This window comes from Microbacterium sp. NPDC089186 (assembly GCF_040685115.1).
Taxonomy (GTDB): Bacteria; Actinomycetota; Actinomycetes; order Actinomycetales; family Microbacteriaceae; genus Microbacterium; species Microbacterium galbum.
In genome coordinates, this window is sequence record NZ_JBFBHJ010000001.1 from 426,289 (window position 1) to 448,725 (window position 22,437).

Consider the following 22,437-nt stretch of genomic DNA (forward strand, 5'->3'; position numbering starts at 1 on the left):
TCATCACCGGGACTAAACATGAGAGTTTTGTCATCTTTCAAAATGCGCAAGAGGGTTGTCGCGTCGCAGAGCATTACGTATGTTCGAAGGCCGGTGGGGGGCTCCGGCCACTCCATCGATCCCGCGCTCGGGGCCGAATCCCGTGCGTGCAGACATGATCCGCAACGCCCGGGCGCGCCCCGGAGGAACATCGAGGAGACAACGTGGCAGATCTCATCGCAGCCCAGGAGGGTGCGCTTCGTCGCGGGGCCGAGGCGGTCAACACCGCGAAGTCGGGCATCGACGAGCAGGTGCGCAAGGTCCGCACCGAACTCGACCAGGTGGCCGGCTTCTGGACGGGAGCTGCGGCCGGCTCGTACACGCAGCTCATGCAGCGCTGGAACGAGGAGACCACCAAGCTCAACAACGTGCTCGTCACGCTCGAAGACGCCCTTCGCGGCACCGAGCGCGACCAGGCGGCTTCGGAAGAGTCGCACCAGCAGACCATCGGCAACCTGGGCTCGCTGCTCGGCTGACCCGCTCGATACGAAAGAAGGAACTCTCATGCAGTCCATGTCCGTTCGTCCCGAGCAGGTCATCGCCCTCTCCGGTCAGATCCGCAACGGCGCCTCCGGCATCCGCACCCGTCTCGACGAGCTCGAGTCGCAGGTCAACGCCCTGCGCTCCTCCTGGGACGGTGAGGCGCAGACCGCCTACGACCAGGCGCAGGCCCAGTGGACGCAGTCCATCACCCGCCTGAACGAGCTGCTCCAGCAGATCGCCGGCAAGACCGACGAGATCGCCCAGGGCTACACCTCGACCGACAAGTCGGCCGCAGGCCGCTTCGCCTGAGCCACCCCGGACCGGCGGTCGCTGCGGCGGCCGCCGGTTCTCTGGGCTCGCGCGCTCGTCACGCGCGGATTCCCCCTTCGCATCCCGATCACAGAGAAACGAGTGATCCCCCATGGCCGACTCGATCTTCCTCAACCTCGACCTCGCCATCCAGCGCGTTCTGCAGCTGACGCAGGTGCCGGAGGAGATCCCCTCTTCGGGCACCATCGAGATCGTCGACGGCAACGGCACGGAGCCCGCGGCGGCAGCGTTGACACAGCGCGTGCGCCAGTGCGCGCAGGAAGTGGCCGCCGAGGTCGAGAAGCTGCGTCAGACCATCGCGGGAAGTGCCGACGCCCTCTCGCAGGCCGCGCAATCACTTCAGGAGACCGACACGTCGGGCTCGGCGATGGCGCAGAACGCGCTCTCGCTCGTCGAGTCGGCGTCGCAGCCCGAGTCGGCACCCGCTCAGCCGGCACCCACCGGCGGCGCGGCCGGCGTCCGTTCGGCTCTCGGCGGAGCACCCCAGTGACACGACGCCGCCTTCGAACCCTGCGCACGGCGGGTGGGGCGCTGGCGATCAGCGTCCTCGCCGTCGCGGGGGTCGCACCGACCGCCCAGGCCGCAGCCGGCGGCGACTACGACTGGTGGTACGACACGTATCAGGTGCAGGCCGCGCACGATGCCGGCATCACGGGGTCGGGCGTCAAGATCGCCGTCATCGACGCACAGATCGATCCGGGCCAGCCGATCTTCGAGGGCCGCAACCTCACCGTCAGCGACACCCAGCTCTGCGAGTCCCGCACCGAACCGGTGTCGGAGACGGCGACCGAACCCTCCATTCACGGCACCACGATGGCCGCCCTGCTCATCGGCAACGGCGCCGGCGCGAGCGGCATTCGCGGTATCGCCCCCGACGCCGACGTGACCTTCTACGGATACGGCACCCTCGACCTTCGGGAAGAGGACTATTGCCGCCCGAACACGGACGACGACGTCTCGATGTTCGGCTACGCGGTGAAGAAGGCCGTGGACGACGGCGCCGAGATCATCACGACGTCGGTTCAGAGGAGAGCGTACGAGAACGACGCACCGGCCATCGCTTACGCCCTCGCGCGCGGGGCGACGATCGTCGTGGGCACACCCAACGCGGACACTGCGGTAGACAGCGGTACGGACGTGGCGAGCTTCAACGGTGTCGTCGCCGCCACCGCCATCGACCGTGAGGGCGCCGTGCAGACCGACGGGGCCGGCAAGCCCTTCGTCGTGCCCAAGACCGATGTCGTCGCTGCGGGCGTCAATCTGCCGACCGTCGGGGTCGACGGCGACTGGAACTCGTCGCGCGCAGCCGTGGGTTCGTCGTTCGCCGCGCCCATGGTGGCGGGCATGCTCGCCCTCGCCGCGCAGAAATACCCCGACGCCACCGGCGATCAGCTCGTGCACTCTTTGATCGCGACCACGAACGCTACGCAGCACGAACCGGCCCGCACCGAAGACGGCTACGGGTACGGGGCCGCGTGGCTCCCGACCCTGCTGAGCGTCGATCCGACCACCTTCCCCGACGAGTCGCCCCTCATGAGCAAGCCCGTGGGTGCACCGACGCAGGAGCAGATCGACACGGCCAAGACCGATGGCTTCGTCCCGGTGACCGTACCCCGCAGCGCGGACCAGTACGAAGACGCCGCACCACCGTCATCCGGTTTCGATATCGCATCACTCGTCATCTGGGCCGTCATCGGCATCGGCATCCTCCTCGTGGTGGCCGCCGTCGTGATCGTGCTCATCGTCATCACCCGACGCCGCAAGGCCGGAAAGGGGAACACGCCGTGACAGGTACGTGGGAGCAGCGCCTTCAGAACCTCGCGGAGGGTGGCGTTCCGTGGGACATGCCCACCCGTTTCGAGCTCGCCAATGCCCTCGAATCTCTGAGGCAGGTCCTCGATGCGGCGTCGAAGGACACCGGCATCGACGGAGATGCCGGAAACGCGGCGCGTGAGAGGTTCGCGACGTCAGCCGCCGAGATCGGCGAGCACATCACGTATCTGCGTGAGCACGTCAACGGTCGTCTGATCGACGCGAATGAGGTGCGTCGCCGGGCGCGGGACTCGGCGGCGTCATTGCCACCGGGCGAGATGAACGGCAACCAGGAAGCGATGGTCCGCGGGGCGGCCGCCGGCGCGTCGATCGTGTTCGGGCCGGTCGCGTTCCTGGCCGGCGAAGGAGCCAGCCGCGCGATCAACGGTTACATGGCATCGCAGCGCGAGGAGGCCGCACGCACCGCGGTCGAGACGCACTCCGGTGAGATGGATGCCGTGAAGCTGGACCCGCCGCCGACCTTCTCGTCGGTGGTGATCTCGGGTACCGCCCTCCCGCCGACCAAGACAGAGGTACCGGAAGGCGGGTACGGATCGCAGCAACGGAGTTTCGAGTCGTACCCCGACTGGAACGTGTCCGGCGGTGGCCCGGGCGGCGGAAACGGCGGCGGCGAGATCGCTCTGCCTCCCGGCGGCGGCGGCGGTGGCGGTGGCGGCGGCATCCAGCCTCCCCCGAGCGAGTACGGGCCGTTCCCGAACTCTCCCGGCCAGACGCCGGGAGGGCAGCCGCCGATCGACATCGGCAACGTCCCGCCCGACCCCACCCCGGACGGCCCCATCAGCGGCAGCCCCACCCTCCCGGGTGGGATCCCGACGGCGCCCGGCGGCGGCGGCGGGCTCGTCGGCTCCCCCGGCGGCCCCGGGGCGGGGCTCGGATCGGGTCTCGGCGCGGGCGTGATCGCCGGTGGCGGAGGAGCGCTCGCGCTCGGACGCATCGGTGGCGGCGCGGGTGCTCCCGGCGTACCCGGCGGCCGTCTCTTCGGCGGCCCCGCGGGCGGATCGGTCGGCGCGGGTGGCGCCGGCGGTGCGCGTTCCGGCGGTCTGCTCGGACGCCCCGGCGCCGGCGGCGGTCTGGGAACACGTGGCGTCGGCGGGCTCGGCGCGGCGGGAACGGGCTCGGCGAACTCCACCGCGCGCGGCGCGGGTGCACGAGCCAGCGGCCTCGGTGCTGCGGGCACGCGCGCCGGTGGCATCGGTGGGGCGGGCGGCTCGACCACAGGCGCGTCCGGCGGGCGCGCGGGCGCGGCGAACGGTCGCCCGGGCACCGGCGCGGCCGGTGCCGGTCGGTCCGGTGCCGCCGCAGCATCCGGCCGCACCGCGGGTGCCGGTACGCGCGGGGTGGGCGGTATGGGCGGCCCCGGCTCGCGCTCCGAGCGCAAGAAGGACGAGGCACGCGGTCTCGCCGGTCCGATCGCTCCGCGCATGGAGGACGACGAAGAGATCGGTCCCCGGTCCGAGAACGCCCAGGCCGGCGGCCGCGACGAGTGACCCTCGCCGCCCGATGACCCTCACCGACAGGAAAGAAGACGATGTCTGATCGCATCTCCGCCCAAGAGGGCGCGCTCGTCCGTGGCGCCGAAGTGGTGATGGGCGCGCACGCCGACATCAGCGACAGCGCCCGCCGCGTGCTCGCCGAGCTCGACGAACTCGCCGCCAACTGGTCGGGCGACGCGGCGAGCTCCTACAACGCGCTCGTGAACGAGTGGACGGCCGGGGCCACCCGCCTGAACGACGTGCTCGTGACCCTCAGCGCCGCCCTGCGGGCGACCGCGAGCGACCAGGAGGCGGTCGAGGAGCAGCACCGCACCACCATCCAGGGCCTCGGCTCGCTGCTCGGAGGAGAGTGACATGGGCGATCTCCGCGTCACCCCCGAAGCACTGCACGCCGCCGCCGCGCGGCTGCGTTCCGAGAGCGCCCGCATCGACGCCGCCCTCGGCGGACTGGATGCCGAGGTCGCCCGCCTGCGCGGGGGGTGGGAGGGCACCGCGCAGGTGGCCTACAACAACGCCCAGCAGCAGTGGAGCGCCACGCTCGAGCAGATGCGCGACGCCCTGTCGCGCATCTCGAACGCCACCGACTCGATCGCCGACGACTACGTCTCGGCCGACCGGGCCTCGGCCGCGCGTTTCCAGTGAGCGCTGAGCGCCGGGCGGTGAACGATCACCGCTCGGCGCTCGATCGACGCCGTGATCGACGGCGATAGGCTTTCGAAGTCTGACCGCAGGGGGCTTCGGTCCGGAAAGAGGGGGCCGCGGATGGCTGACGTCATGAACGCGACACGAGCGCTGCTGCGACTGTCGGTGCAGAGCGAGGGGCGGCGGCTCGACATCGCGATCCCCGCCCAGGTACCCGTGATCGAGTTCCTGCCCGGGTTCGCCCGCTCGCTCGGCGTTCTCGACGCCTCGATGACGTCCGCGGGGTACGCCCTGCAGCGCGCCGACGGGTCCACCGTCGATCCCTCGCTCGGTGCATCGGCGCAGGGCATCGTCGACGGCGAAGTGCTCACGCTCGTCCGCGGCGGTCTCGTCGCGCAGCCGCGCGTCTACGACGACATCGTCGAGGCGGTCATCGACGCCACCGCCCAGCAGAACCGTCCGTGGACCACGCGCGACAACGCCCGCACCGCGCTGGCGGTCAGCCTGGCCCTCCTCGGCGTGTGCGCCGTCCTGCTGCTGGCGGCCGGACGCGCCCTGCCCTTCGGGGCGCTCGTGGCCGGCGGAGGCGCCGCCGTGCTGCTCGTCGTCTCGGCCGTGGTCGCCCGGCTCGGTCAGCGCGAGGCGGGCCAGGGGCTCGGGATGGCGGCATCCGTCTTCGCCGCCGTCGCGGGGTTCCTCGCGATCCCCGCCTCGTTCGACATGTGGGGCTGGCCGCTCGCCGCCGCCGGCGGAGGGGCGTTCGTGATCGCCGGGGTCGCTCTGGCGCTCACCCGCGACCGCGCCGAGTTGCAGCTCACCCCGCTCGTCGCCGGAGGTGCGCTCGGGGTCACCGGCACACTCGCCGCGTTCTTCCCGGCCGCGACGGTGTGGACGCTCATGGTCGGGATCGTCGCGACGCTCGCCGGCGCCCTCCCGTGGCTCGCGATGAGCACGACCCGCCTGCGCGTGGCCTCCCCGCAGAACGACGTCGAGATCTTCGCCGATCCGCAGCCGATCGACGCCGACGACATCGCCGCCCGTGTCGCGCAGGGCAAGCGCATCCTCATCGCGCTGCGCCTGGCTCTCGCGGTGGCGATCATCGTGGCCACGCCCCTCGTCGCGGCGCAGAACGCCACCGGCGCACTCGTGTGCGCCCTCGCCTTCGCCGGCATGATGTTCCCCTCGCGGCAGACCTACGCGCGTTCGGGTGTGCTGACGGTCATGGCCACCGGCATCCTGGGGCTCGTCGTCGCCGGCGTCGTGGCCTCGCTCGCCCAGCCGGGTCTGCGCGTCGGCATCCTCGTCGTCCTGCTCGTCGCGACGGTCAGCGTCGTGACGATCACCCTGCTCGCGCCGAAGACCCGCCTGCGCCTCATCCGCGTGGCCGACACCGCGGAGCTGCTCGTGCTCGCGGCGCTGCTGCCGCTCGCGGTGATCTCGTCCGGGCTGGCCTGACGCGATGGCCACCAAGGGCGATCTCATCGAGGCGCAGAACTTCTCGCGCCGCCGCCTTCTCACCGCCTTCGTCAGCGGCGCCCCGGGCGGCAAGGAACTGCAGCCGACCGCTCCCCTGCGTGCCGTCATCGCCGCGATCGCGCTGACGGTCATCGTCGTCCTCGTCGGGGTCTTCTACGGACTCATCCGGCCGGGCCTGCCCACCGGGTGGGAGAACGGCAAGCTCGTGCTGGTCTCCGACACCGGCGCGCGCTTCGTGACCGTCGACGGCACCCTTCACCCCGTCATCAACACCGCCAGCGCGCGTCTGCTGCTGCCGGCGAACGAGTACGGCGTGATCTCGACCGACCAGGCCACCCTCGCGGGCACCCCCGTCGGCGACACCCTCGGCATCACGGGCGCACCCGACGACCTTCCGCCGGCATCCGGCCTCGTCAACACGGGGTGGAGCGCCTGCGTGTCCGACGACGCGGCGCTGGACGTGCGCGTCTCGACCTCCACCGGCCCCACTCCCGCACCTGATCGGGCCGTGGTCGTCTCAGTCGACGGCATCCTCCACGTGATCCAGGGCGAGCGGAGCTTCGCCGTGTCGAGTGAGGACCCCGACGCCGTGCTGCGCGCCGCGGGGATCTCGGCGCTCGACCCCGTCACCGTTCCGGCGTCGTGGCTCGACCTGTTCACCGCGGGCACGGCGCTCACCCCGATCACCCTGAAGAACTACGGCGAGAGCGTCTCGGGAACCTCGCTGCGCGTCGGTCAGGTGGTCCGCCAGGCGGGCGCCCCCGAGGACGAGCGCTTCCTCGTGCAGACCGGAGGGGTGCTCGAGACCCTGTCTCCGCTCGCGTGGCAGCTGTACCAGCTCGGCAGTGGCAGCGCGCTGAAGGGCGAGGTCACGGAAGTGACCGGAAGCGAGATCCGCGGTCTCGCGACGGCCTCGAAGGGCATCGGCGACCAGTGGCCGTCGACGGGCTTCGAGACGGTCCCGAGCGGTCAGCGTCCCTGCGCCGTGCTCGAGGGCGCCGAGGGCGCCGAGAGCCAGGCGGTCTCGACCCTGGCCACGCAGCCGACCTCGACCGCCGTCTCGCCAGGCGTGCGGGTCGACCCGAGCCACGGCGCGCTCGTCCGCGCCGGCGGGCGCGGCGACCAGAACACCAGCGTGCTGACCCTGGTGGATGCCACGGGCACCGCCTACCCGCTCCCGAATGCGAACGACGAGACCATCGCCCGCCTGGGCTACTCGTCCGACGACATCGGTTCGATCCCCGACGGCTGGACGGCCCTGATGGCGACGGGTCCGTCGTTGAGCGAGAGCGCGGCGCAGCGCACCCCGGAGGCGAAGTGATCCGTCGCGCCGGGGCCGCGCGTCTCGGCGCGGTCGCGCTCGTCGCGGGCCTCCTGGCGGCCGCGGTGCCCATGACCGCCCACGCCGCGCCGCTCGCGCCGCGTCCGGTGCTCTCGGCCTCGGAGGACACGTGCCTCGCCTCGACGCGCGTTCCCGACACACCCCCCGCCCTGGGCGAACTGCAGAGCGCGGCCGCGTGGGAGATCACCAAGGGCGCGGGGGTGGTGGTCGCCGTCGTCGACTCCGGCGTGGCGCCCAACCCGCACCTCGACGCCTCCGTGCTCCCCGGGATCAACCTCGTGCCCGACGGCACGGACTCCACCGCCCGCACCGACGTCTACGGCCACGGCACGGTGATCGCCGGCCAGATCGCGGCACAGGTCATCTCCAAGTCGGGGGTCCAGGGTCTCGCCCCGGATGCCAAGATCCTCCCCATCCGCGTCTTCGCCGGCACGTCGGACCAGCTGAAGGACGCGGGGTTCGGTCCCAACACCGCGCGCATGGCCGACGGCATCCGGATCGCCGCGGACCTCGGCGCGCAGATCATCAATGTCTCGATGAGCACGACCGCCGAGGACGGCGGTCTCTCCTCCGCCGTCGCCTACGCGCGCGAGAAGGGGAGCCTCGTCGTGGCGAGCGCCGGCAACCGCGACTCGGAGGCCGCGGTCGAGGAGGACGACAAGGACGGCGTGCGCTACCCGGCCGGCTTCCCCGGCGCGATCGGCGTCGCCGCGACCAATACGTCGGGCGCGGTGACCAGTGCGAGCATCCGCGGATCGCACGTCAAGCTCTCGGCGCCCGGCCAGGCGATCGCCTCGTCGTGGCCGCAGGGCGGCGACTGCGTGGTGGCCGGCGACGCCCCCGCGACCAGCTACGCGGCCGCATACGTCTCGGCCGCCGCCGCGCTCGTCGCGTCCGCGCATCCCGACGAGACGCCCGACCAGTGGGCGTACCGCCTCGAGGTGACCGCCGTGCGCGGGCAGCCCGACGCGCGGTCCAACACCTCGGGATGGGGCGTGGTGCAGCCCTACGACGCCCTCGTGCTCGTCCCGGGATCGGGCCTGCGCGGACCCTCGAACCCCTTCGTGCGGTCGTCCGCCTCACCCGACCCGACGGCGACGCCCGCCCCGGTGAGCATTACGGTGGGCCCGGGTCCGGATGCCGCGGCCATCACGATGGCGACCGGCATCGGTGCGGGGGCGCTGGTGCTGCTGGGCGCGATCGGCGCGATGGCGGTCTTCGTCAGTCGTCGCCGCGATGACACGGGCGCGCGCCGTCCGGCGCCGACCGGGCGCGGACTCTACGGCGACGACACCGCCACGGACTGAGGACGACGGCGCGATCGCGCCAGCGGGTGACGGCGCGATCGCGTCAGCGGGCGACGGCGCGATCGCACAGCGGCGCAGACACGCGACGGCGCGGTCGCGCAGCGGCGCGCACGCGACGGCTCGGCCGCACAGCGGCGCGCACGCGACGGCTCGGCCGCGCGCCTCCGCAAACGCGAGCATCGACCCGCGGCCGTTGTCGCGCCGGGTTCAGCCCGCCGCCGGTCGCACTTCGAGACCGGCGTCGCCGAGACGGAAGCGGGTCGGCACCGGAGCCGTGGCGCCGCCCGACAGCCGCTCGACGCGTCCGTCATCGTGGACGAGCGTCACGCCGTTCGTCGAGTCGAGGTCGGTGATCGTCCAGCCGGTGACGGTCCAGTCGAGGCGGGCGTGCTCCTTCGACATCGTGCGACTGTCGTCGTGCACGGCCACGTACTGCACCGACTCATCGGCGTTCGAGGGTTTGCGTCCCAGCACCACCGTGCGACCCGTGAGGGCCACCGCTGCACCGTCGGGGAGCGCGACGGTCCACTCCCCCCGCCGGCGCGAACGCGGACGGGCGGTCTGCGTCGACTCGTCGACGGGAGCGGCGACGTCAGTGCGTCCGGCCGAGCGTTCGGCCGTGGAATCCGTGGTCTCCGACACGCGGTCGCCGGTCGAGTGGCCGAGGTGCGCGTCGACCGCCTCCGCCTGAGCTGCGGTGGAGGCGTCCGATGGCGTCGACCCGGCATCCGGAGTCCGCGTCACGGGAGCGGCGGTGACCGGCGCGGCGGGTGCAGGCGCCGCGGTCGCCGGAGCCGCTGTCGCTGCCACCTCGCCGTCGAGGGCCGTCGACGCGGTCTGCTCGACGTCGGCCGCCGGCCCGTCCGCACCGATCTCGCGGGGCCCCGGCAGCACGGGGAGCGCGTACGGCTCATCGTGCTCAGGGGCGGTGCGTCGCGCTCCGGCTCCGGCGGCGGGAGGCATCGGAGGCGCCGTGGTCGCTGCGGCGGTCGGCATGCCCGGCACCGCCGCGATGGGCCCGTCGGCCTCGTCGGCACGGGCCGACTCGGCAACGGTGATCTGCGCGGGAGCCGACGCCTCGGCATCCGCCGTCTGCGGGGTCCGCGCGAGGAGCATGGCCCACGCGGGCGGCAGGACCACCGCGAGCGCCGTCGCTCCGGCCCCGCGACCGCTGCCCTCGCCGATCCGGTTCGCCGCGGTCGCTTTGAGCACGAGCCCGTAGACGTTCACGAACGGCACGATCAGCAGCACGGCACGCACCGGGTCGAGCCGGCCCAGACGGAAGACCTCCGCCTCGTTCACGAGCGGCACCCAGGCACGCCACGGCTCGCCGCCGTGCGCGGCGATCACGCGCGACAGGCCGATCGCGTACCAGACGTGCAGCACGAGCGCGATCGCCAGCACCGCTCCCGCGATCGTGGCGATCAGGGTCAGGGCATCCATGCGTCCTCCGTCGACGGTCTTCATCGACGCTACCGTGCGGACGGCGCCGACGGGTGGCGCCGCACAGCGCCGCGGGACGTCCGACGCCGCGACGGCGCACGCCGGCCCCGTGCGCCTCACACGACGACACGCGAGACGGCGGCGGGCGGCGCCGCCATCGCCGCATCGGCATCCACGCGCCACGCGCCGCACCCCGCGCAGCGCACGTAGCGCACGCGACCGACGCTCGTGGCGTGCACCGACGCGGTGACCCAGCCGTGTTCATGGACGGATGCCGCAGCGGCGGCCGATCGGGTTCGGGAGGCGGTCATGGACCCAGCGTGATGTAATGCCCTTATGCACCTCAACCCTTACGGGGAGTACGCGGTCCTGCTCGCCGCTTCGCTCGCGAACGACTGGCCGGACGACCGCGCGGGGATCGAGGAGCGGACGATCGAGAGGGGGATGACGATGCGCTTCCCCGTGGTATCCGACGACCATGCGCAGACGCGGGTGGTCATCGACGACTGGCTGCGCGTCGTGGACGAGTCCGACCCGGCGGCCCGCGCCGCGATGTTGAACGCGCAGATGGCGGCCGTCGCGGCCTTCCCGCGCCTGACCGACCACGACGGCGAGGGGTGGCACCTGCACTACCGCGACAGCGACGAGGCGCTCCCGCGCGTGCTCGCGGCCGTCATCTCGGTCGGCACCTCACTGCACCTGGTCACCCGCGGAATGGACCGCCTCGGTCGGTGCGCCTCGGAGCCCTGCGATCGGGTCGTCGTCGATGTCACGCGGAACGGCCGTCAGCGCTACTGCTCGGTGCGCTGCGCGAACCGCGCCGCCGTCCGGCGCCACCGCGCCCGCGGCTGAGGAGCGCCGCGGTCCCGACCCGCGGCATCCGCCCTGGGCCTCACGCATCGGGCGTGTGCAACCGGGCGAGGTAGCGCTCCACGCGCACCGGCACGCCCCCGCGGTCGCTCAGCGACACGCCGACGATGACCGCGGTGGTGAGCGGGATCGCCCACGCCGCGGGCTGCGCGAACACCACCGCCCACCCGCCCGCGCCGCGGAGCATCCCGCCCGCCACCAGAGCCGCGCCGCACGACACGGCCCCCACGATCATGCCCGCGACCGCCCCGCGCGCGGTCAGACGCGACCACCACACCCCGAGCAGCAGCACCGGCGACAACGTCGACGCCGCGAAGACGAACACGAGACCGACGCTCGCGACCAGGCCGGCCGGCTCGGTCAGCAGCGCGACGGCGAGCGGCACCAGGGTGCACAGCACCGCCGACAGACGGAACGACCTCACCCCGCCGCCGAAGAGATCCTGGCTCACCACCCCGGCGAGCGAGACGACGATCCCCGACGAGGTCGCCAGGAACGCCGCGAACGCGCCCGCGACGAGCAGGGCCGTGAGCAGCTCCCCGACGAGCCCCGGGAACAGGCGCGAGGGCAGGGCGAGCACGACCGTGTCCGCCAGCCCGGGGAGCGCGAGATCGGGGGCGACGACGCGAGCGATGAGCCCCATGGTCGACGACACCGCGTAGAACGCCCCGATGAGCACGATGACGACCACCGTCGTGCGCCGCGCCGACGCCCCGTCGGGGCTGGTGTAGAACCGCACGAGCACATGCGGCAGGCCGATCGTGCCCAACAGCAGGGCCAGCAGCAGCGACGCGGTGGCGTACACGTCGAGCGCCCCCGGTCCACTCTCGACGGGGAAGACCTGCACCGGGTCGATGTCGCGGCCGCCGCCCGACAGGGCCGCGAGCAGGAACACCGCGGGTACGAGCAGCGCCGTGAGTTTGAGCCAGTACTGAAACGCCTGCACCGCGGTGATCGCCCGCATCCCTCCCGCGGCGACGATCGCCGCCACCAGCACCGCGACGACGACCCCGCCGGTCCACGGGGGGACGTCGGCCACGACGCCCAGCGCGAGCGCCGCCCCATGCAGCTGCGGCACGATGTAGAGCCACCCGATCACGAGGACGACGATGCTGGTGACCCGTCTGACGGTGCGGGACTCCAGGCGCGCCTCGACGAAGTCGGGGATCGTGTAGGCGCCGCTGCGGCGGAGGGGAGCCGCGACGAACAGCAGCACCAGCAGATAACCGGCGGCGTAGCCGATGGGGAACCAGAAGCCCTCCGCCCCCGAGAGCAGCACGAGCCCCGCGAGTCCCAGGAACGTGCCCGCCGACAGGTACTCGCCGCTGATGGCCGACGCGTTCCACACGCTCCCGACGCTGCGCGAGGCGACGAAGAAGTCGCTGCGGGTGCGCGAGGTGCGGATTCCGGCGAACCCGAGGACCGCGGTGATCACGACGAGCAGACCGACCGCCGTCAGATCGAACACCGGGTTCATCCGGCCTCCCCGGGGTCGGCGAGCTGCCGATAACGCCGTTCGTTGCGCGCTGCGGCTCGCGCATAGATGACGGCGAACACCAGGATCAGCGGATAGAAGCCGTAGGCGTGCAGCAGCCACGACAGGGGGACCGCCCACAGCACCGGGTCTCCGAGCGCGGGCAGGGCCGCGATGACCCCCGTCAGCGCCGCGGCCATCACCACGAACGACGTCGCGCACGCGAGAGCGAGGCGGAGCTGCGCGCGCACGAGACCGCGCGAGAACACCGCGTCGGCCTCGTCGGCCACGCGCCCCGGGAGCGCGAACCCGCGCGTGAGCGGCCGGGCGACACGACCGGCGGTGGATGCCGTGACCCGCACGCGCGGCAACGGACGGGGGTCGGGACTCATGGCATCCGCCGTTCCCGTCGCTCCTCCGCGACCGGTTGCGCCCTCATCGCCGCATCGCCTCCCGCACGGCCGCGACGAGGCGGCGGCTGACGGGGAGCTCGATGTCGCCCAGCAGGACCGTCGGGGCCGTTCCCGACAGACGTACCTCCCGCACCGCGTCGCGATGGACGAGGTACGACCGGTGCACGCGCACGAAACCCGCGTCGGCCCAGCGGTCGGCGAGCTCCGAGAGGGTCACGCGCACCAGGTGATCGCCGGTCGGGGTGTACAGCCGCGAGTAATCGCCGTTGGCCTGCACCCAGCGCACCTCGGCCCGTCGCACCCACCGCGTCGCAGAGCCCACCGTGACGGGGATCGTCTCGTCGTCCGCCGCATCGGCGCCCACCCCGGTCGCGAGGGCTCGCCCGAGCGCGCGGGACAGCCGTTCCACGCGGACGGGCTTGAGCACGTAATCCACCGCTTCGAGGTCGAAGGCCCGCACCGCTCCGGAGTCGTCGGCTGTGACGAACACCACCGCCGGGCGCACGCGCAGCCCCGCGAGGGCTCGCGCGAGGTCGAATCCGGAGATCCCGGGCATGTGGATGTCGAGGAAGGCCACCGCCACTCCTCCCCGCTCGAGCACCTGCAGCGCCTCCGCGCCGCCGCTCGCCGTGTGCACCACGTCGACGCGGGGGTCGGCTGACAGCAGCGCCGCGAGCTCGCGCAGCGCCGGAGCCTCGTCGTCGGCGACGAGCACCTCGACGCTCACGCGTGCGCCGTCTCGTGCAGCGGCTGCGATTTGGGCACGCGCAGACGCACCGAGGTGCCCGAGCCGACGTTCGTCTCGACCACGAGGCCGCCCGCGGGCCCGTACAGCTGGCGCAGACGCGCGTCGACGTTGCGCAGCCCCACGTGCGTCGACGGCGCGTCGAGGTCGAGCAGCGCCGCCAGCTCGTGCGGATCCATCCCCACCCCGTCGTCGTCGACGATCACCTCGGTGTGCGTGCCGTCGTCGATCGAGGTCACGGTGAGCACTCCTCCGCCCTCACCGGGTTCGAGCCCGTGCCGAACGGCGTTCTCGACGAGGGGCTGCACGGAGAGGAACGGGATGACGGTCGCCAGGGTCTCGGGGGCGATGCGCAGCCGCACGGTGAGCCGCTCGCCGAAGCGCGCCCGTTCCAGTTCCAGGTAGGAGTGGATGCTGCGCAGTTCCTCCGACAGCGTCGTGAACTCCCCCTGCCGACGGAACGAGTACCGCGTGAAGTCGGCGAACTCGAGCACGAGATCGCGCGCCCGCGGCGGGTCGGTCGAGATGAACGACGCGATCGCGGTCAGGGCGTTGTAGATGAAGTGCGGGCTGATCTGCGCGCGCAGCGCCCGCAGTTCCGCCTCGGCCAACGCCGCCCGCGACGCATCGAGGCCGGCGAGCTCGATCTGGGCCGCGCACCAGTCGGCGACGTCACCGGTCGCGCGCACGAGCGGGCCTCGCGCCTGGTCGGCGAACGCGACGACCGCTCCCCACACCCGTCCGTCGACGACGATGGGCGCGCCCACCGCCGACCCGCCCTCCTCGGAGAACACCTGCCGACGTCCCGTGTCGTACACCCGTGCGGCGATGCGGCGCGCGGAGGTCGCCAGCGCCTCGGATCCGTCGAGCGCCACCCGGTCGGCCCCCGATTCGACGATCGCCACGGCATCCGCTCCGAGCAGCGCGCGCAGGTGCGTGGCCGCACGCTCGGCGTCGGGCTCGTCGCGGCCGCCGCGCAGCGCCGCCGCGGCGGCTGCAGCGACGTGCAGGGTGCGGTGCGTGGCGCGGTCGACGTCGCTGCCGAGATCGCGTGAGCCGCGCGCGAAGCGCCGGGCCGACACGAGGGCCAGGGTCAGGACCGCGCCGACCACGACACCCACGGCGCCCGCGAGCAACGGTGCGTCGAGCATCCTGGCAGCCTACTCAGCAGCAGCGGGCGCCGGGGTTGCGGTCCTGCTCGTCGGATCGCTGACGCCAGAACTGCCTCTCCGTGAGCGGCTGCGCCTGAGGGTGGTGCGCTCGGAGGTGACGCACGTAGACGTCGTAGGCGCGATCGCCCATGAGGGTCGTCACGTACCACCGGATGCCACGGCCCACCCGCGCGAAGCGGGTGCCCATGCTCTCGCGGGGGCCGGGGGCCGTGGCATCCGTGCGGTCCATGATCGACGGCCTCAGTGGTGCGACGACGCGGTCGGACGGTCGGGGTGGTCGGCCGGGAGGGCCTCCCACTGCTTCTCGATGGCGCGCTCCTCCTTCGTGGCGAGGAAGCCCGCCGCGGCGAAGCGGCGCGACGGAACCGGCGCGTCTTCGAGGTTCTCCCCTCCCCCGGCGCGCAGAGCCTTCGCCGTCACGATCACGGCCATGACGATCACGACGATCGCGAGCGTGACGAAGATCACCGACAGCACGCCCTGCACGAAGGTGTTGCGGACGACGGCCTCCATGGCGGCGACGCTCTTGGCGGTGCCGAACTCGGTCTTGCCCTCGGCCAGCGCCCCGCGGAACGCGAAGTGGTTGGCCCAGTACCCGACCGCCGGGACCGGCGAGAAGATCTTGTACATGGATGCCGTGATCGTCACGACCGCGGCGAACGCCAGCGGCACGGCCACGATCCACAACCAGCGGAAGTACGAGCGCCCGCGCTTGGCGACGATCGCGAGCACCACGGCGAGCGCGATCGCGGCGAGCAACTGGTTGGCGATGCCGAACAGCGGGAAGAACGTGTTGATGCCGCCGAGCGGATCGGTCACGCCGAGGATGAGGATCGAGCCCCAGCCCGCGACCATGATCGCGGTGCAGATCCAGGCTCCGGGCCGCCACGAGAGGTCCTTGAACTTCGGGATGACGGTGCCGATCGAGTCCTGGAGCATGAAGCGGGCCACGCGGGTTCCGGCATCCACCGCCGTGAGGATGAACAGCGCCTCGAACATGATGGCGAAGTGGTACCAGAACGCCATCATCGCCTGACCGCCGAGGGCCTGCTGCATGATGTGCGCGAGGCCGAGCGCGAGGGTCGGGGCGCCGCCCGTGCGCGAGACGATCGAGGTCTCGCCCACCGCTGCGGCGGTGGAGGTGAGCATGTCGGGCGTGAGGTTCACCCCGGCCAGGCCCAGTCCGTTCACGAAGGCGACGGCGCCCTCGACGGTGCCGAGGGTGGCGGCAGGCGAGGAGTTCATGGCGAAGTAGATGCCGCGGTCGATCGAGAGGGCGGCGACGAGCGCCATGATCGCGACGAACGACTCCATGAGCATTCCGCCGTAGCCGATGAAGCGCGTCTGGCGCTCCTTCTCGACGAGCTTCGGGGTCGTTCCCGAAGCGATGAGGGCGTGGAAACCGCTCAGCGCGCCGCAGGCGATCGTGACGAAGAGGAAAGGGAAGATCGGGCCGCTGAACACCGGGCCCGTCTGGCCACCGGCGAACTCGCTGAACGCGGGGACCGAGATCTCGGGGCGCACGAGCACGATGGCGCCGGCGAGCATCACGATCACGCCGACCTTCATGAAGGTGGAGAGGTAGTCGCGGGGAGCGAGCAGCAGCCAGACCGGCAGCACCGCGGCGACGAAGCCGTAGATGATGATGCCCCACGCGATGACGGAGCGGTCGAGGTGGAAGGCCGCGTAGCCCCACTCGGTCGAGGCCACCCAGCCGCCGGCGACGATCGCCCCGATGAGGAGCACGAAGCCGATGATCGAGATCTCGGTGATGCGGCCCGGGCGGATGTAGCGCAGGTACAGGCCCATGAACAGCGCGATCGGGATCGTCATCGACACGCTGAACACGCCCCACGGGCTCTCGCCGAGGGCGTTCACGACGACGAGGGCGAGGATCGCGACGATGATCAGCATGATGAGCAGGCTCGCGAGGATCGCGGCGGTCCCGCCGATCTTCCCGAGCTCGTCGCGGGCCATCTGGCCGATCGTGCGGCCGCCCCGGCGCATCGAGAAGAACAGCACGAGGTAGTCCTGCACCGCACCGGCGAGGATCACGCCGACGATGATCCAGATCGTGCCCGGGAGATAGCCCATCTGGGCCGCGAGCACGGGGCCGACGAGGGGACCGGCGCCCGCGATGGCGGCGAAGTGGTGGCCGTAGAGCACGCGACGGTCGGTGGGGACGAAGTCCTTGCCGTCGGCCTTCCGCTCGGCGGGGGTCGCGCGGCGGTCGTCGGGGCGCGTGATGTAGCGCTCGATGACCTTCGAGTAGAAGCGGTAGCCGATGAGGTACGTGCAGACGGCGGCGAACACGAACCAGATCGCATTGACGGTCTCCCCGCGCACGATCGCGAGCATCGTCCAGCCGAGGCCGCCCAGCAGGGCGATCCCGATCCACAGGGCGATCTTCGCCGGGGTCCACCGGCTCTCGAGCTTGGCGGGCGGGACCGCGACGGGCGGAAGATTCGGGTCGGTGACGACGTCGTCGTCGACGGATGCGCTCATGATGCCTCCTGTTCGCGGCGCTGCGGACTCGCCGACACTAAGCGGATGCCGTGCCCCGCCGCCCGCGGCATCCGTCGATCGTGCGGTGAGCGGCGCGAACGGTGCGACGAGCGGCGCGGCGTGTCCAGGGATGGCGGAACATCCATGCCAGCGCATACGTTGCTGTGAGCACCGACGACAGGAGACCCCATGGCCGACGAACTGACCGTGACCCGCAACGACGAGGCGCACCGCTACGAGATCCACGTCGGAGACGAGCTCGGGGGGTTCCTGGAGTTCGAGCCCGCCGGTGACCGCGTCGAACTCCCCCACACCGAGATCGACCCGGCCTTCAAGGGGAAGGGTCTCGGCACGAAGCTCGCCGGCGAGGCACTGTCCGACCTCGCGCGCCGCGGCGACACCGTCATCCCCTCGTGCCCGTTCGTCGCGCACTACCTCGGCGAGCACGACGTCGACGGCCTCTCGGTCGAGTGGCCCGAGGGCGCCGACGAGGCGTCGTGACCCGCCTCGACGTCGCCCCGCCCGAGGCGGAGGGCCCGGTCGAGTGCGACGGGCCGCGCGCGCTCGTGGTCGAGGCGCGCGAGGTGCCGCTGGGCGGCGTGCGCGGCATGGAGGTGCATCGCACCCTCCCGCACCGCTCGCTGCCGATGGTCGGCGCGTGGTGCTTCCTCGACCGATTCGGTCCGCAGCAGACCTTGATGCGCGTCGAACCGCACCCCCACATCGGCCTGCAGACGGTCACCTGGCCGATCGTGGGCGAGGTGCGGCACCGGGATGCCGTGGGCAGCGACGTCGTCGTGCGGCCCGGCGCCCTGAACCTCATGACCAGCGGCGCGGGCATCGCGCACTCGGAGTACTCGGTGGGCGAGGGACCGATCCCTCTCGACGCGCTGCAGCTGTGGGTGGCCCTGCCCGAGTCGCGTCGGCACGGCGCCCCCGCCTTCGAGCGCCACGAAGACCTGCCCGTGCTCGACCTGGGCGACGGATCCGACGCGGTCGTCGTGATGGGCGAACTGGGCGGAGTCTCGTCGCCGGCGACCGTGCACACGCCGATCGTCGGCGCGGAGCTGCGCCTGGCCGCCGGTGCCACCGTGCGGATTCCCCTGGACCCCACGTGGGAGTACGCCGTCTCCGGCATGGTCGGCGCCGCCGAAGCGACGACGGGGGTGGATGCCGTCGACGCCGACGCCTCGAGACGACCGGCGCCCGCGATCGAGCCCGGGTCGACGGCATCCGTCGATCACACGCGGCTGGTCTACCTCGGCACCGGACGCGACCACCTGGAGCTGCGCAGCGACGAGGGCGCCCGGGTCTTCCTGCTGGGCGGGGAGCCCTTCGAGGCCGACATCGTGATGTGGTGGAACTTCGTCGGCCGCTCGCACGACGAGATCGCCGAGGCACGCGAGGCGTGGGAGGCCCGCTCTTCCCGGTTCGGCGAGGTCGTCGACCACGGACCCGAGCGCATCCCCGCGCCGCCCCTGCCCGGGGTGCGCCTCACCGCGCGACGACGCCGGGTCTGACGGCCCGCTCGACGGAGGCCGTGCGCAGGGGGCGGGACGGCGGAGCCGCGTGCATCTTCGCAGCGTCGGGACGCCGCTTGCCCGACGCTCAGTACGTCGGCGCCGCCGGGAGCCCGAAGAACTCCTCGAGGGTGGTGTATCCGCCGTCGTGGTACGCCTGGGCGAGCTCCGGCCCGATGAAACGCAGGTGCCAGGCCTCGGGCTCGTAGCCGCTGACATCCTCGCGTCCCTCGGCATAGCGCGTGATGAAGCCGAACTCCCAGGCATGCTCCCGCACCCAGGCGCCCTGCGCCGACGCCGCCACGTCGTCGAGCGTCGCGCAAGAGCCGTTGCACGGCACGATGTCGACGGCCTTTCCGGTCTGGTGCTCGCTGAACCCCGGGCGTGCGCTCTCGCGATCGGCCTCGGCCACGCCGCCCACGGCGACGCGACCGGCATACGTGGACTGCTGCGTGGAGTAGGAGCGGAAGGCGCTCAGATAGCCGATCTCACCCACCCCCGCGTCGGAGGCCGCGCGGACCATCGCGCTGAGGGCTTCGGCGGGAGCGGCGCGCAGGGCCGATTGCTCCAGAGCGCGCACGTTCGACGGCATGACGAGGTCGCCCGGGTAGTAGTCGAGCGGATCGAGCGGGCGCTGCTTGTTGACGACGAGCCACTCACGATCCGGGTCGCTGAGCGAGACGCAGGGGGCGAGTCCGGATGCCACCGCGGAGCGGAACGCCGCCCCACCGCCCGCAGCGGCGATCGCGGCGGTGTCGTCGCCCTGCGAGAGGGCAGTGGTGAAGGCCGGGTCGTCGCACGGGGTGGCGGTCGCGGCGACGGCGGCGACCTGCGGAACCGGCAGCCCGTCGTCGGGGACGGCGGGGGGACCGGCGACCGCAGCCGACACGACGGAGGCGTCCGCCGCGGCCGAGCCCTCGGCATCCGCGCTGCGCCCGAGCGTCGCGGCCCCCACCACCACGGCACCCACCAGCACCGCGACCGCCGCCCCGGCGACGAGCGCGAGGCGCCGCCGGCGCCGGAGCGGCAGGGCGGCGAAGAGGTCGGGGAGCCGACCTCTCGTCGCGCCCCGCGGCGTCGCGGCCGGTTCGTCGGGCCGCGCCGGGAGCGCGAGGGCACCGGTCGCCGCTTCCCGCAACTGGCGTCGGGTGATGGGTGCCGGGGCCACCGATACAGCCGCCGTCGCGAGTCGCTCGGCCTCCGCGCGCGCGGCGCGGCGGGGAGAGAGCTCGGGATCGGGGGACATCACTGCGTCCATTGTCTCCCGGACGCCCGCTGCGGTCGACCCGTGGCAGGCCGGAGGTTGCCCGACCCGCGTCGGCCCGGCAGTCTGGGGACACCGTGAGCCGACCGGGGGGACCATGCTCGACGACGACGACCGCGCACTCATGCGCGCCATGAGCCGCTACTTCGAGACCGTGAACCGCGTCGTCGCCGACGACAGAGCAGGTGAGCGCACCCCGCTCGGCGAGGAGCTGAGCGCTCATCTCGGCGTGGACGTCACCACACTCCCGGTCACCACCGAGACCCTGTCGGCGCACCGCTACGTCGACGCCGACATCGCCCTGGATGAGCTCACCGAACGCGGCGGCGGACGCCTCATCGGCGTGACCGGGGGCGAGCAGCGGTTGCACGCGTCGGCATCCGAGCTGTTCGCGGGCCCCTACTCGCACTTCGCTCCCGGACCGGTGTCGTACGAGTCGCGCGACGTGAGCGCCACCGCCCAGCGGCGGGTCGTCTCGTTCGGCGTGCGGCTGCTCGCCTTCGACGGTCACCCGCTCGCGATCGTGCAGCGCTCGGCGAACCCGCGGTCGATGCCGTCGCAGCCCCAGCTCGAAGTGATCGGCGCGGACCCGGATGCCACGGCGGCGGCGCTCGCGGAGATCCGACGACTGATGATCGAGCGCAGCGTGCTGCGCGGCCACGTGCTGTCGTTCGTGCCGACCGAGTACGGGCACGAGGCCGGGGCCACCTTCCTGCCCCGCCCCGAGGTCGGCGCCGACGACATCGTGCTCGGCGAGGGGGTTCTGCAGCGGATCGTCGATCACGTCGTGGGTATCGGCGACCACCGCGAGGCCCTGCGCTCCGCCGGACAGCACCTCAAGCGCGGCGTCCTGCTCTACGGTCCTCCCGGCACCGGCAAGACGCTCACGGTGCGCCACCTGCTCGCCCGCACGCCGGAGACGACGGCCGTCGTGCTCACCGGATCGAGCATCCGCTTCATCACTGCGGCGGCCGAGATCGCGCGCACCTTCGCCCCCGCCCTCGTCGTGCTCGAAGACATCGACCTGGTGGCGGCCGATCGCGGCTTCTCTCCCGAGCCCGTGCTCTTCGACGTGCTCGACGCCCTGGACGGGTTGGAACCGGATGCCGACATCGCCTTCGTCATGACCACCAATCACGTGCAGATCCTCGAGGAGGCTCTCGCCGCCCGACCGGGTCGCGTCGACCTCGGCGTCGAGATCCCGCTCCCCGACGACGCCGACCGACGCCGACTGTTCCGTCGCTACGCCCAGGGCCTGCCGCTGTCGGCGGAGGCGATCGAGGCCGCAGCCGACCGCGCGCAGGGCACGACGGGCTCGTTCGCGAAGGAGCTGCTGCGCGGCACCGTCCTCCGCGCCGCCGTCCGGGGCGAGGAGGCACCGACCGATGACGACCTGACGGCGGCCCTCGACGAACTCCTCGACTCGGGAGCCGCTCTGACGCGCGTGCTCCTGGGGGCACGGCCCGAAACCCCTTCGCCGTCCCCCTCTGCCTACATCGCCACCGAGACCCCCTTCGTTCCGCGCGCCGGCGGCCCCTCGATGCAGGTGTCGCCCTCGGGGGAGATCGGCTACCACGACGAGACCGACGGCCACTGGGTCGCCCTCGACACCGTCGGCGACGACACGGTCGGTTCGATCGCGTTCGACCAGGATGTCGAAGACCCGCTCGTCGACACCTCGGAGCCGACCCACGAGCTGAGCTTCCCGATGACCGTCTGGCACACCGTCTACGCCGAGCTCGGCAACACCGGCTCCGTCGAACGCGTCGGCGGCGACCCGGTCATCGCGGCCCGCACGGAACGGCTTCAGGCTGCCGGCAGCGCGGCGGCCGCGCGGCATCCCGGCCCCCTCGCTCCCAGCGGGTGGCCGCTCGACGACGCAGAGCTGCCGGTGTCGCTGGCGGATGGGGACGAGGAGTTCTTGGTGGAGATCCTCGCGGGCGGGCAGCGCGTGACGCGCGGGATCCTGGCGGAGCCCGACCTGCCCGACCATGTACGACGCGAACAAGAGGAGTCCTTCACGGCGGGCGCAGAGGCCCTGCGGTTCATCGCGGGCCGTCTGCCCGACTGAGGTGGTCGCGACCGC

23 protein-coding genes are annotated in these 22,437 nt (G+C 72.5%); 14 read left to right on the forward strand and 9 right to left on the reverse strand.

The features are described from left to right. The first annotated feature begins 203 nt into the window (after nucleotides 1–203). From AB0N82_RS02010 to AB0N82_RS02055, 10 genes are all read left to right on the forward strand, one after another. Nucleotides 204–515, forward strand: a complete 312-nt coding sequence (locus tag AB0N82_RS02010) for a WXG100 family type VII secretion target (protein ID WP_055831852.1) — start codon at nucleotides 204–206, stop codon at nucleotides 513–515. Nucleotides 516–543: 28 nt separating this feature from the next. Next, complete coding sequence (locus AB0N82_RS02015; protein ID WP_315993786.1) at nucleotides 544–831, forward strand: WXG100 family type VII secretion target; 288 nt, start codon at nucleotides 544–546, stop codon at nucleotides 829–831. A gap of 112 nt (nucleotides 832–943) precedes the next feature. Further along, nucleotides 944–1,342 (forward strand): hypothetical protein, encoded by a 399-nt coding sequence (locus AB0N82_RS02020; RefSeq protein ID WP_315993787.1) that lies wholly within the window; start codon nucleotides 944–946, stop codon nucleotides 1,340–1,342. Continuing rightward, complete coding sequence (locus AB0N82_RS02025; protein WP_363387496.1) at nucleotides 1,339–2,640, forward strand: S8 family serine peptidase; 1,302 nt, start codon at nucleotides 1,339–1,341, stop codon at nucleotides 2,638–2,640. The genes AB0N82_RS02020 and AB0N82_RS02025 overlap by 4 nt, the downstream gene beginning before the upstream one ends. Next, the gene (locus tag AB0N82_RS02030; protein WP_363387499.1) at nucleotides 2,637–4,172 is read left to right on the forward strand and encodes a hypothetical protein; all 1,536 of its coding nucleotides are present in this window, start codon (nucleotides 2,637–2,639) and stop codon (nucleotides 4,170–4,172) included. Before AB0N82_RS02025 ends, AB0N82_RS02030 begins: the two co-directional genes overlap by 4 nt. Before the next feature lie 41 nt (nucleotides 4,173–4,213). Next, nucleotides 4,214–4,531, forward strand: a complete 318-nt coding sequence (locus AB0N82_RS02035; RefSeq protein WP_076673392.1) for a WXG100 family type VII secretion target — start codon at nucleotides 4,214–4,216, stop codon at nucleotides 4,529–4,531. A gap of 1 nt (nucleotide 4,532) precedes the next feature. Next, nucleotides 4,533–4,820 (forward strand): WXG100 family type VII secretion target, encoded by a 288-nt coding sequence (locus AB0N82_RS02040; protein ID WP_315993790.1) that lies wholly within the window; start codon nucleotides 4,533–4,535, stop codon nucleotides 4,818–4,820. Between the two features lie 120 nt (nucleotides 4,821–4,940). Then, a complete protein-coding gene (gene eccD, locus AB0N82_RS02045) occupies nucleotides 4,941–6,275 on the forward strand; it encodes a type VII secretion integral membrane protein EccD (RefSeq protein ID WP_363387504.1) in 1,335 nt (444 codons plus the stop codon). A gap of 4 nt (nucleotides 6,276–6,279) precedes the next feature. Beyond that, nucleotides 6,280–7,617 (forward strand): type VII secretion protein EccB, encoded by a 1,338-nt coding sequence (eccB, locus tag AB0N82_RS02050; RefSeq protein ID WP_363387507.1) that lies wholly within the window; start codon nucleotides 6,280–6,282, stop codon nucleotides 7,615–7,617. Next, a complete protein-coding gene (locus AB0N82_RS02055) occupies nucleotides 7,614–8,945 on the forward strand; it encodes a S8 family serine peptidase (protein WP_315993793.1) in 1,332 nt (443 codons plus the stop codon). Before eccB ends, AB0N82_RS02055 begins: the two co-directional genes overlap by 4 nt. A gap of 207 nt (nucleotides 8,946–9,152) precedes the next feature. Here the strand turns inward: AB0N82_RS02055 and AB0N82_RS02060 are convergent, their stop codons facing one another. Next, entirely contained in the window at nucleotides 9,153–10,388 is a 1,236-nt protein-coding gene (locus AB0N82_RS02060) for an FHA domain-containing protein (protein ID WP_363387511.1), read from the reverse strand. A gap of 116 nt (nucleotides 10,389–10,504) precedes the next feature. Then, nucleotides 10,505–10,699, reverse strand: coding sequence for a hypothetical protein (locus AB0N82_RS02065; RefSeq protein WP_363387514.1), 195 nt, complete (start codon nucleotides 10,697–10,699; stop codon nucleotides 10,505–10,507). A gap of 25 nt (nucleotides 10,700–10,724) precedes the next feature. On the opposite strand from AB0N82_RS02065, the gene AB0N82_RS02070 reads away from it, so the two are divergent. Continuing rightward, the gene (locus tag AB0N82_RS02070) at nucleotides 10,725–11,240 is read left to right on the forward strand and encodes a CGNR zinc finger domain-containing protein (protein WP_363387517.1); all 516 of its coding nucleotides are present in this window, start codon (nucleotides 10,725–10,727) and stop codon (nucleotides 11,238–11,240) included. Nucleotides 11,241–11,280: 40 nt separating this feature from the next. On the opposite strand, the gene AB0N82_RS02075 is transcribed toward AB0N82_RS02070, so the two are convergent. The 6 genes from AB0N82_RS02075 to AB0N82_RS02100 are packed head-to-tail and all read right to left on the reverse strand — an operon-like array spanning nucleotide 11,281 to nucleotide 17,567. After that, complete coding sequence (locus tag AB0N82_RS02075; protein WP_363387520.1) at nucleotides 11,281–12,735, reverse strand: cation acetate symporter; 1,455 nt, start codon at nucleotides 12,733–12,735, stop codon at nucleotides 11,281–11,283. Further along, nucleotides 12,732–13,124 (reverse strand): heavy metal transporter, encoded by a 393-nt coding sequence (locus AB0N82_RS02080; protein WP_363387523.1) that lies wholly within the window; start codon nucleotides 13,122–13,124, stop codon nucleotides 12,732–12,734. Before AB0N82_RS02080 ends, AB0N82_RS02075 begins: the two co-directional genes overlap by 4 nt. 43 nt (nucleotides 13,125–13,167) lie before the next feature. Further along, nucleotides 13,168–13,872 (reverse strand): LytTR family DNA-binding domain-containing protein, encoded by a 705-nt coding sequence (locus AB0N82_RS02085; RefSeq protein ID WP_363387526.1) that lies wholly within the window; start codon nucleotides 13,870–13,872, stop codon nucleotides 13,168–13,170. Continuing rightward, nucleotides 13,869–15,041 carry a histidine kinase gene (locus AB0N82_RS02090; protein ID WP_315993800.1) on the reverse strand — a complete coding sequence of 391 codons (1,173 nt, stop codon included), beginning with the start codon at nucleotides 15,039–15,041 and terminating at the stop codon, nucleotides 13,869–13,871. Before AB0N82_RS02090 ends, AB0N82_RS02085 begins: the two co-directional genes overlap by 4 nt. 13 nt (nucleotides 15,042–15,054) lie before the next feature. Next, a complete protein-coding gene (locus AB0N82_RS02095; RefSeq protein WP_315993801.1) occupies nucleotides 15,055–15,291 on the reverse strand; it encodes a YbdD/YjiX family protein in 237 nt (78 codons plus the stop codon). Between the two features lie 11 nt (nucleotides 15,292–15,302). After that, a complete protein-coding gene (locus AB0N82_RS02100; RefSeq protein WP_363387531.1) occupies nucleotides 15,303–17,567 on the reverse strand; it encodes a carbon starvation CstA family protein in 2,265 nt (754 codons plus the stop codon). A 189-nt stretch (nucleotides 17,568–17,756) separates the two neighbouring features. Between AB0N82_RS02100 and AB0N82_RS02105 the strand changes: the two genes are divergently transcribed. Both AB0N82_RS02105 and AB0N82_RS02110 read left to right on the forward strand, forming a co-directional pair. Further along, nucleotides 17,757–18,068: a GNAT family N-acetyltransferase gene (locus tag AB0N82_RS02105; protein WP_363387534.1), complete on the forward strand. Its 312-nt coding sequence runs from the start codon at nucleotides 17,757–17,759 to the stop codon at nucleotides 18,066–18,068. After that, a complete protein-coding gene (locus AB0N82_RS02110; RefSeq protein ID WP_363387537.1) occupies nucleotides 18,065–19,087 on the forward strand; it encodes a pirin family protein in 1,023 nt (340 codons plus the stop codon). The genes AB0N82_RS02105 and AB0N82_RS02110 overlap by 4 nt, the downstream gene beginning before the upstream one ends. Nucleotides 19,088–19,175: 88 nt before the next feature. Here AB0N82_RS02110 and AB0N82_RS02115 read toward each other — a convergent pair whose 3' ends face one another. After that, nucleotides 19,176–20,333, reverse strand: a complete 1,158-nt coding sequence (locus AB0N82_RS02115; protein WP_363387540.1) for a M15 family metallopeptidase — start codon at nucleotides 20,331–20,333, stop codon at nucleotides 19,176–19,178. A gap of 115 nt (nucleotides 20,334–20,448) precedes the next feature. Between AB0N82_RS02115 and AB0N82_RS02120 the strand changes: the two genes are divergently transcribed. Beyond that, a complete protein-coding gene (locus AB0N82_RS02120; protein WP_363387543.1) occupies nucleotides 20,449–22,422 on the forward strand; it encodes an AAA family ATPase in 1,974 nt (657 codons plus the stop codon). The last annotated feature ends 15 nt before the right edge of the window (nucleotides 22,423–22,437 follow it).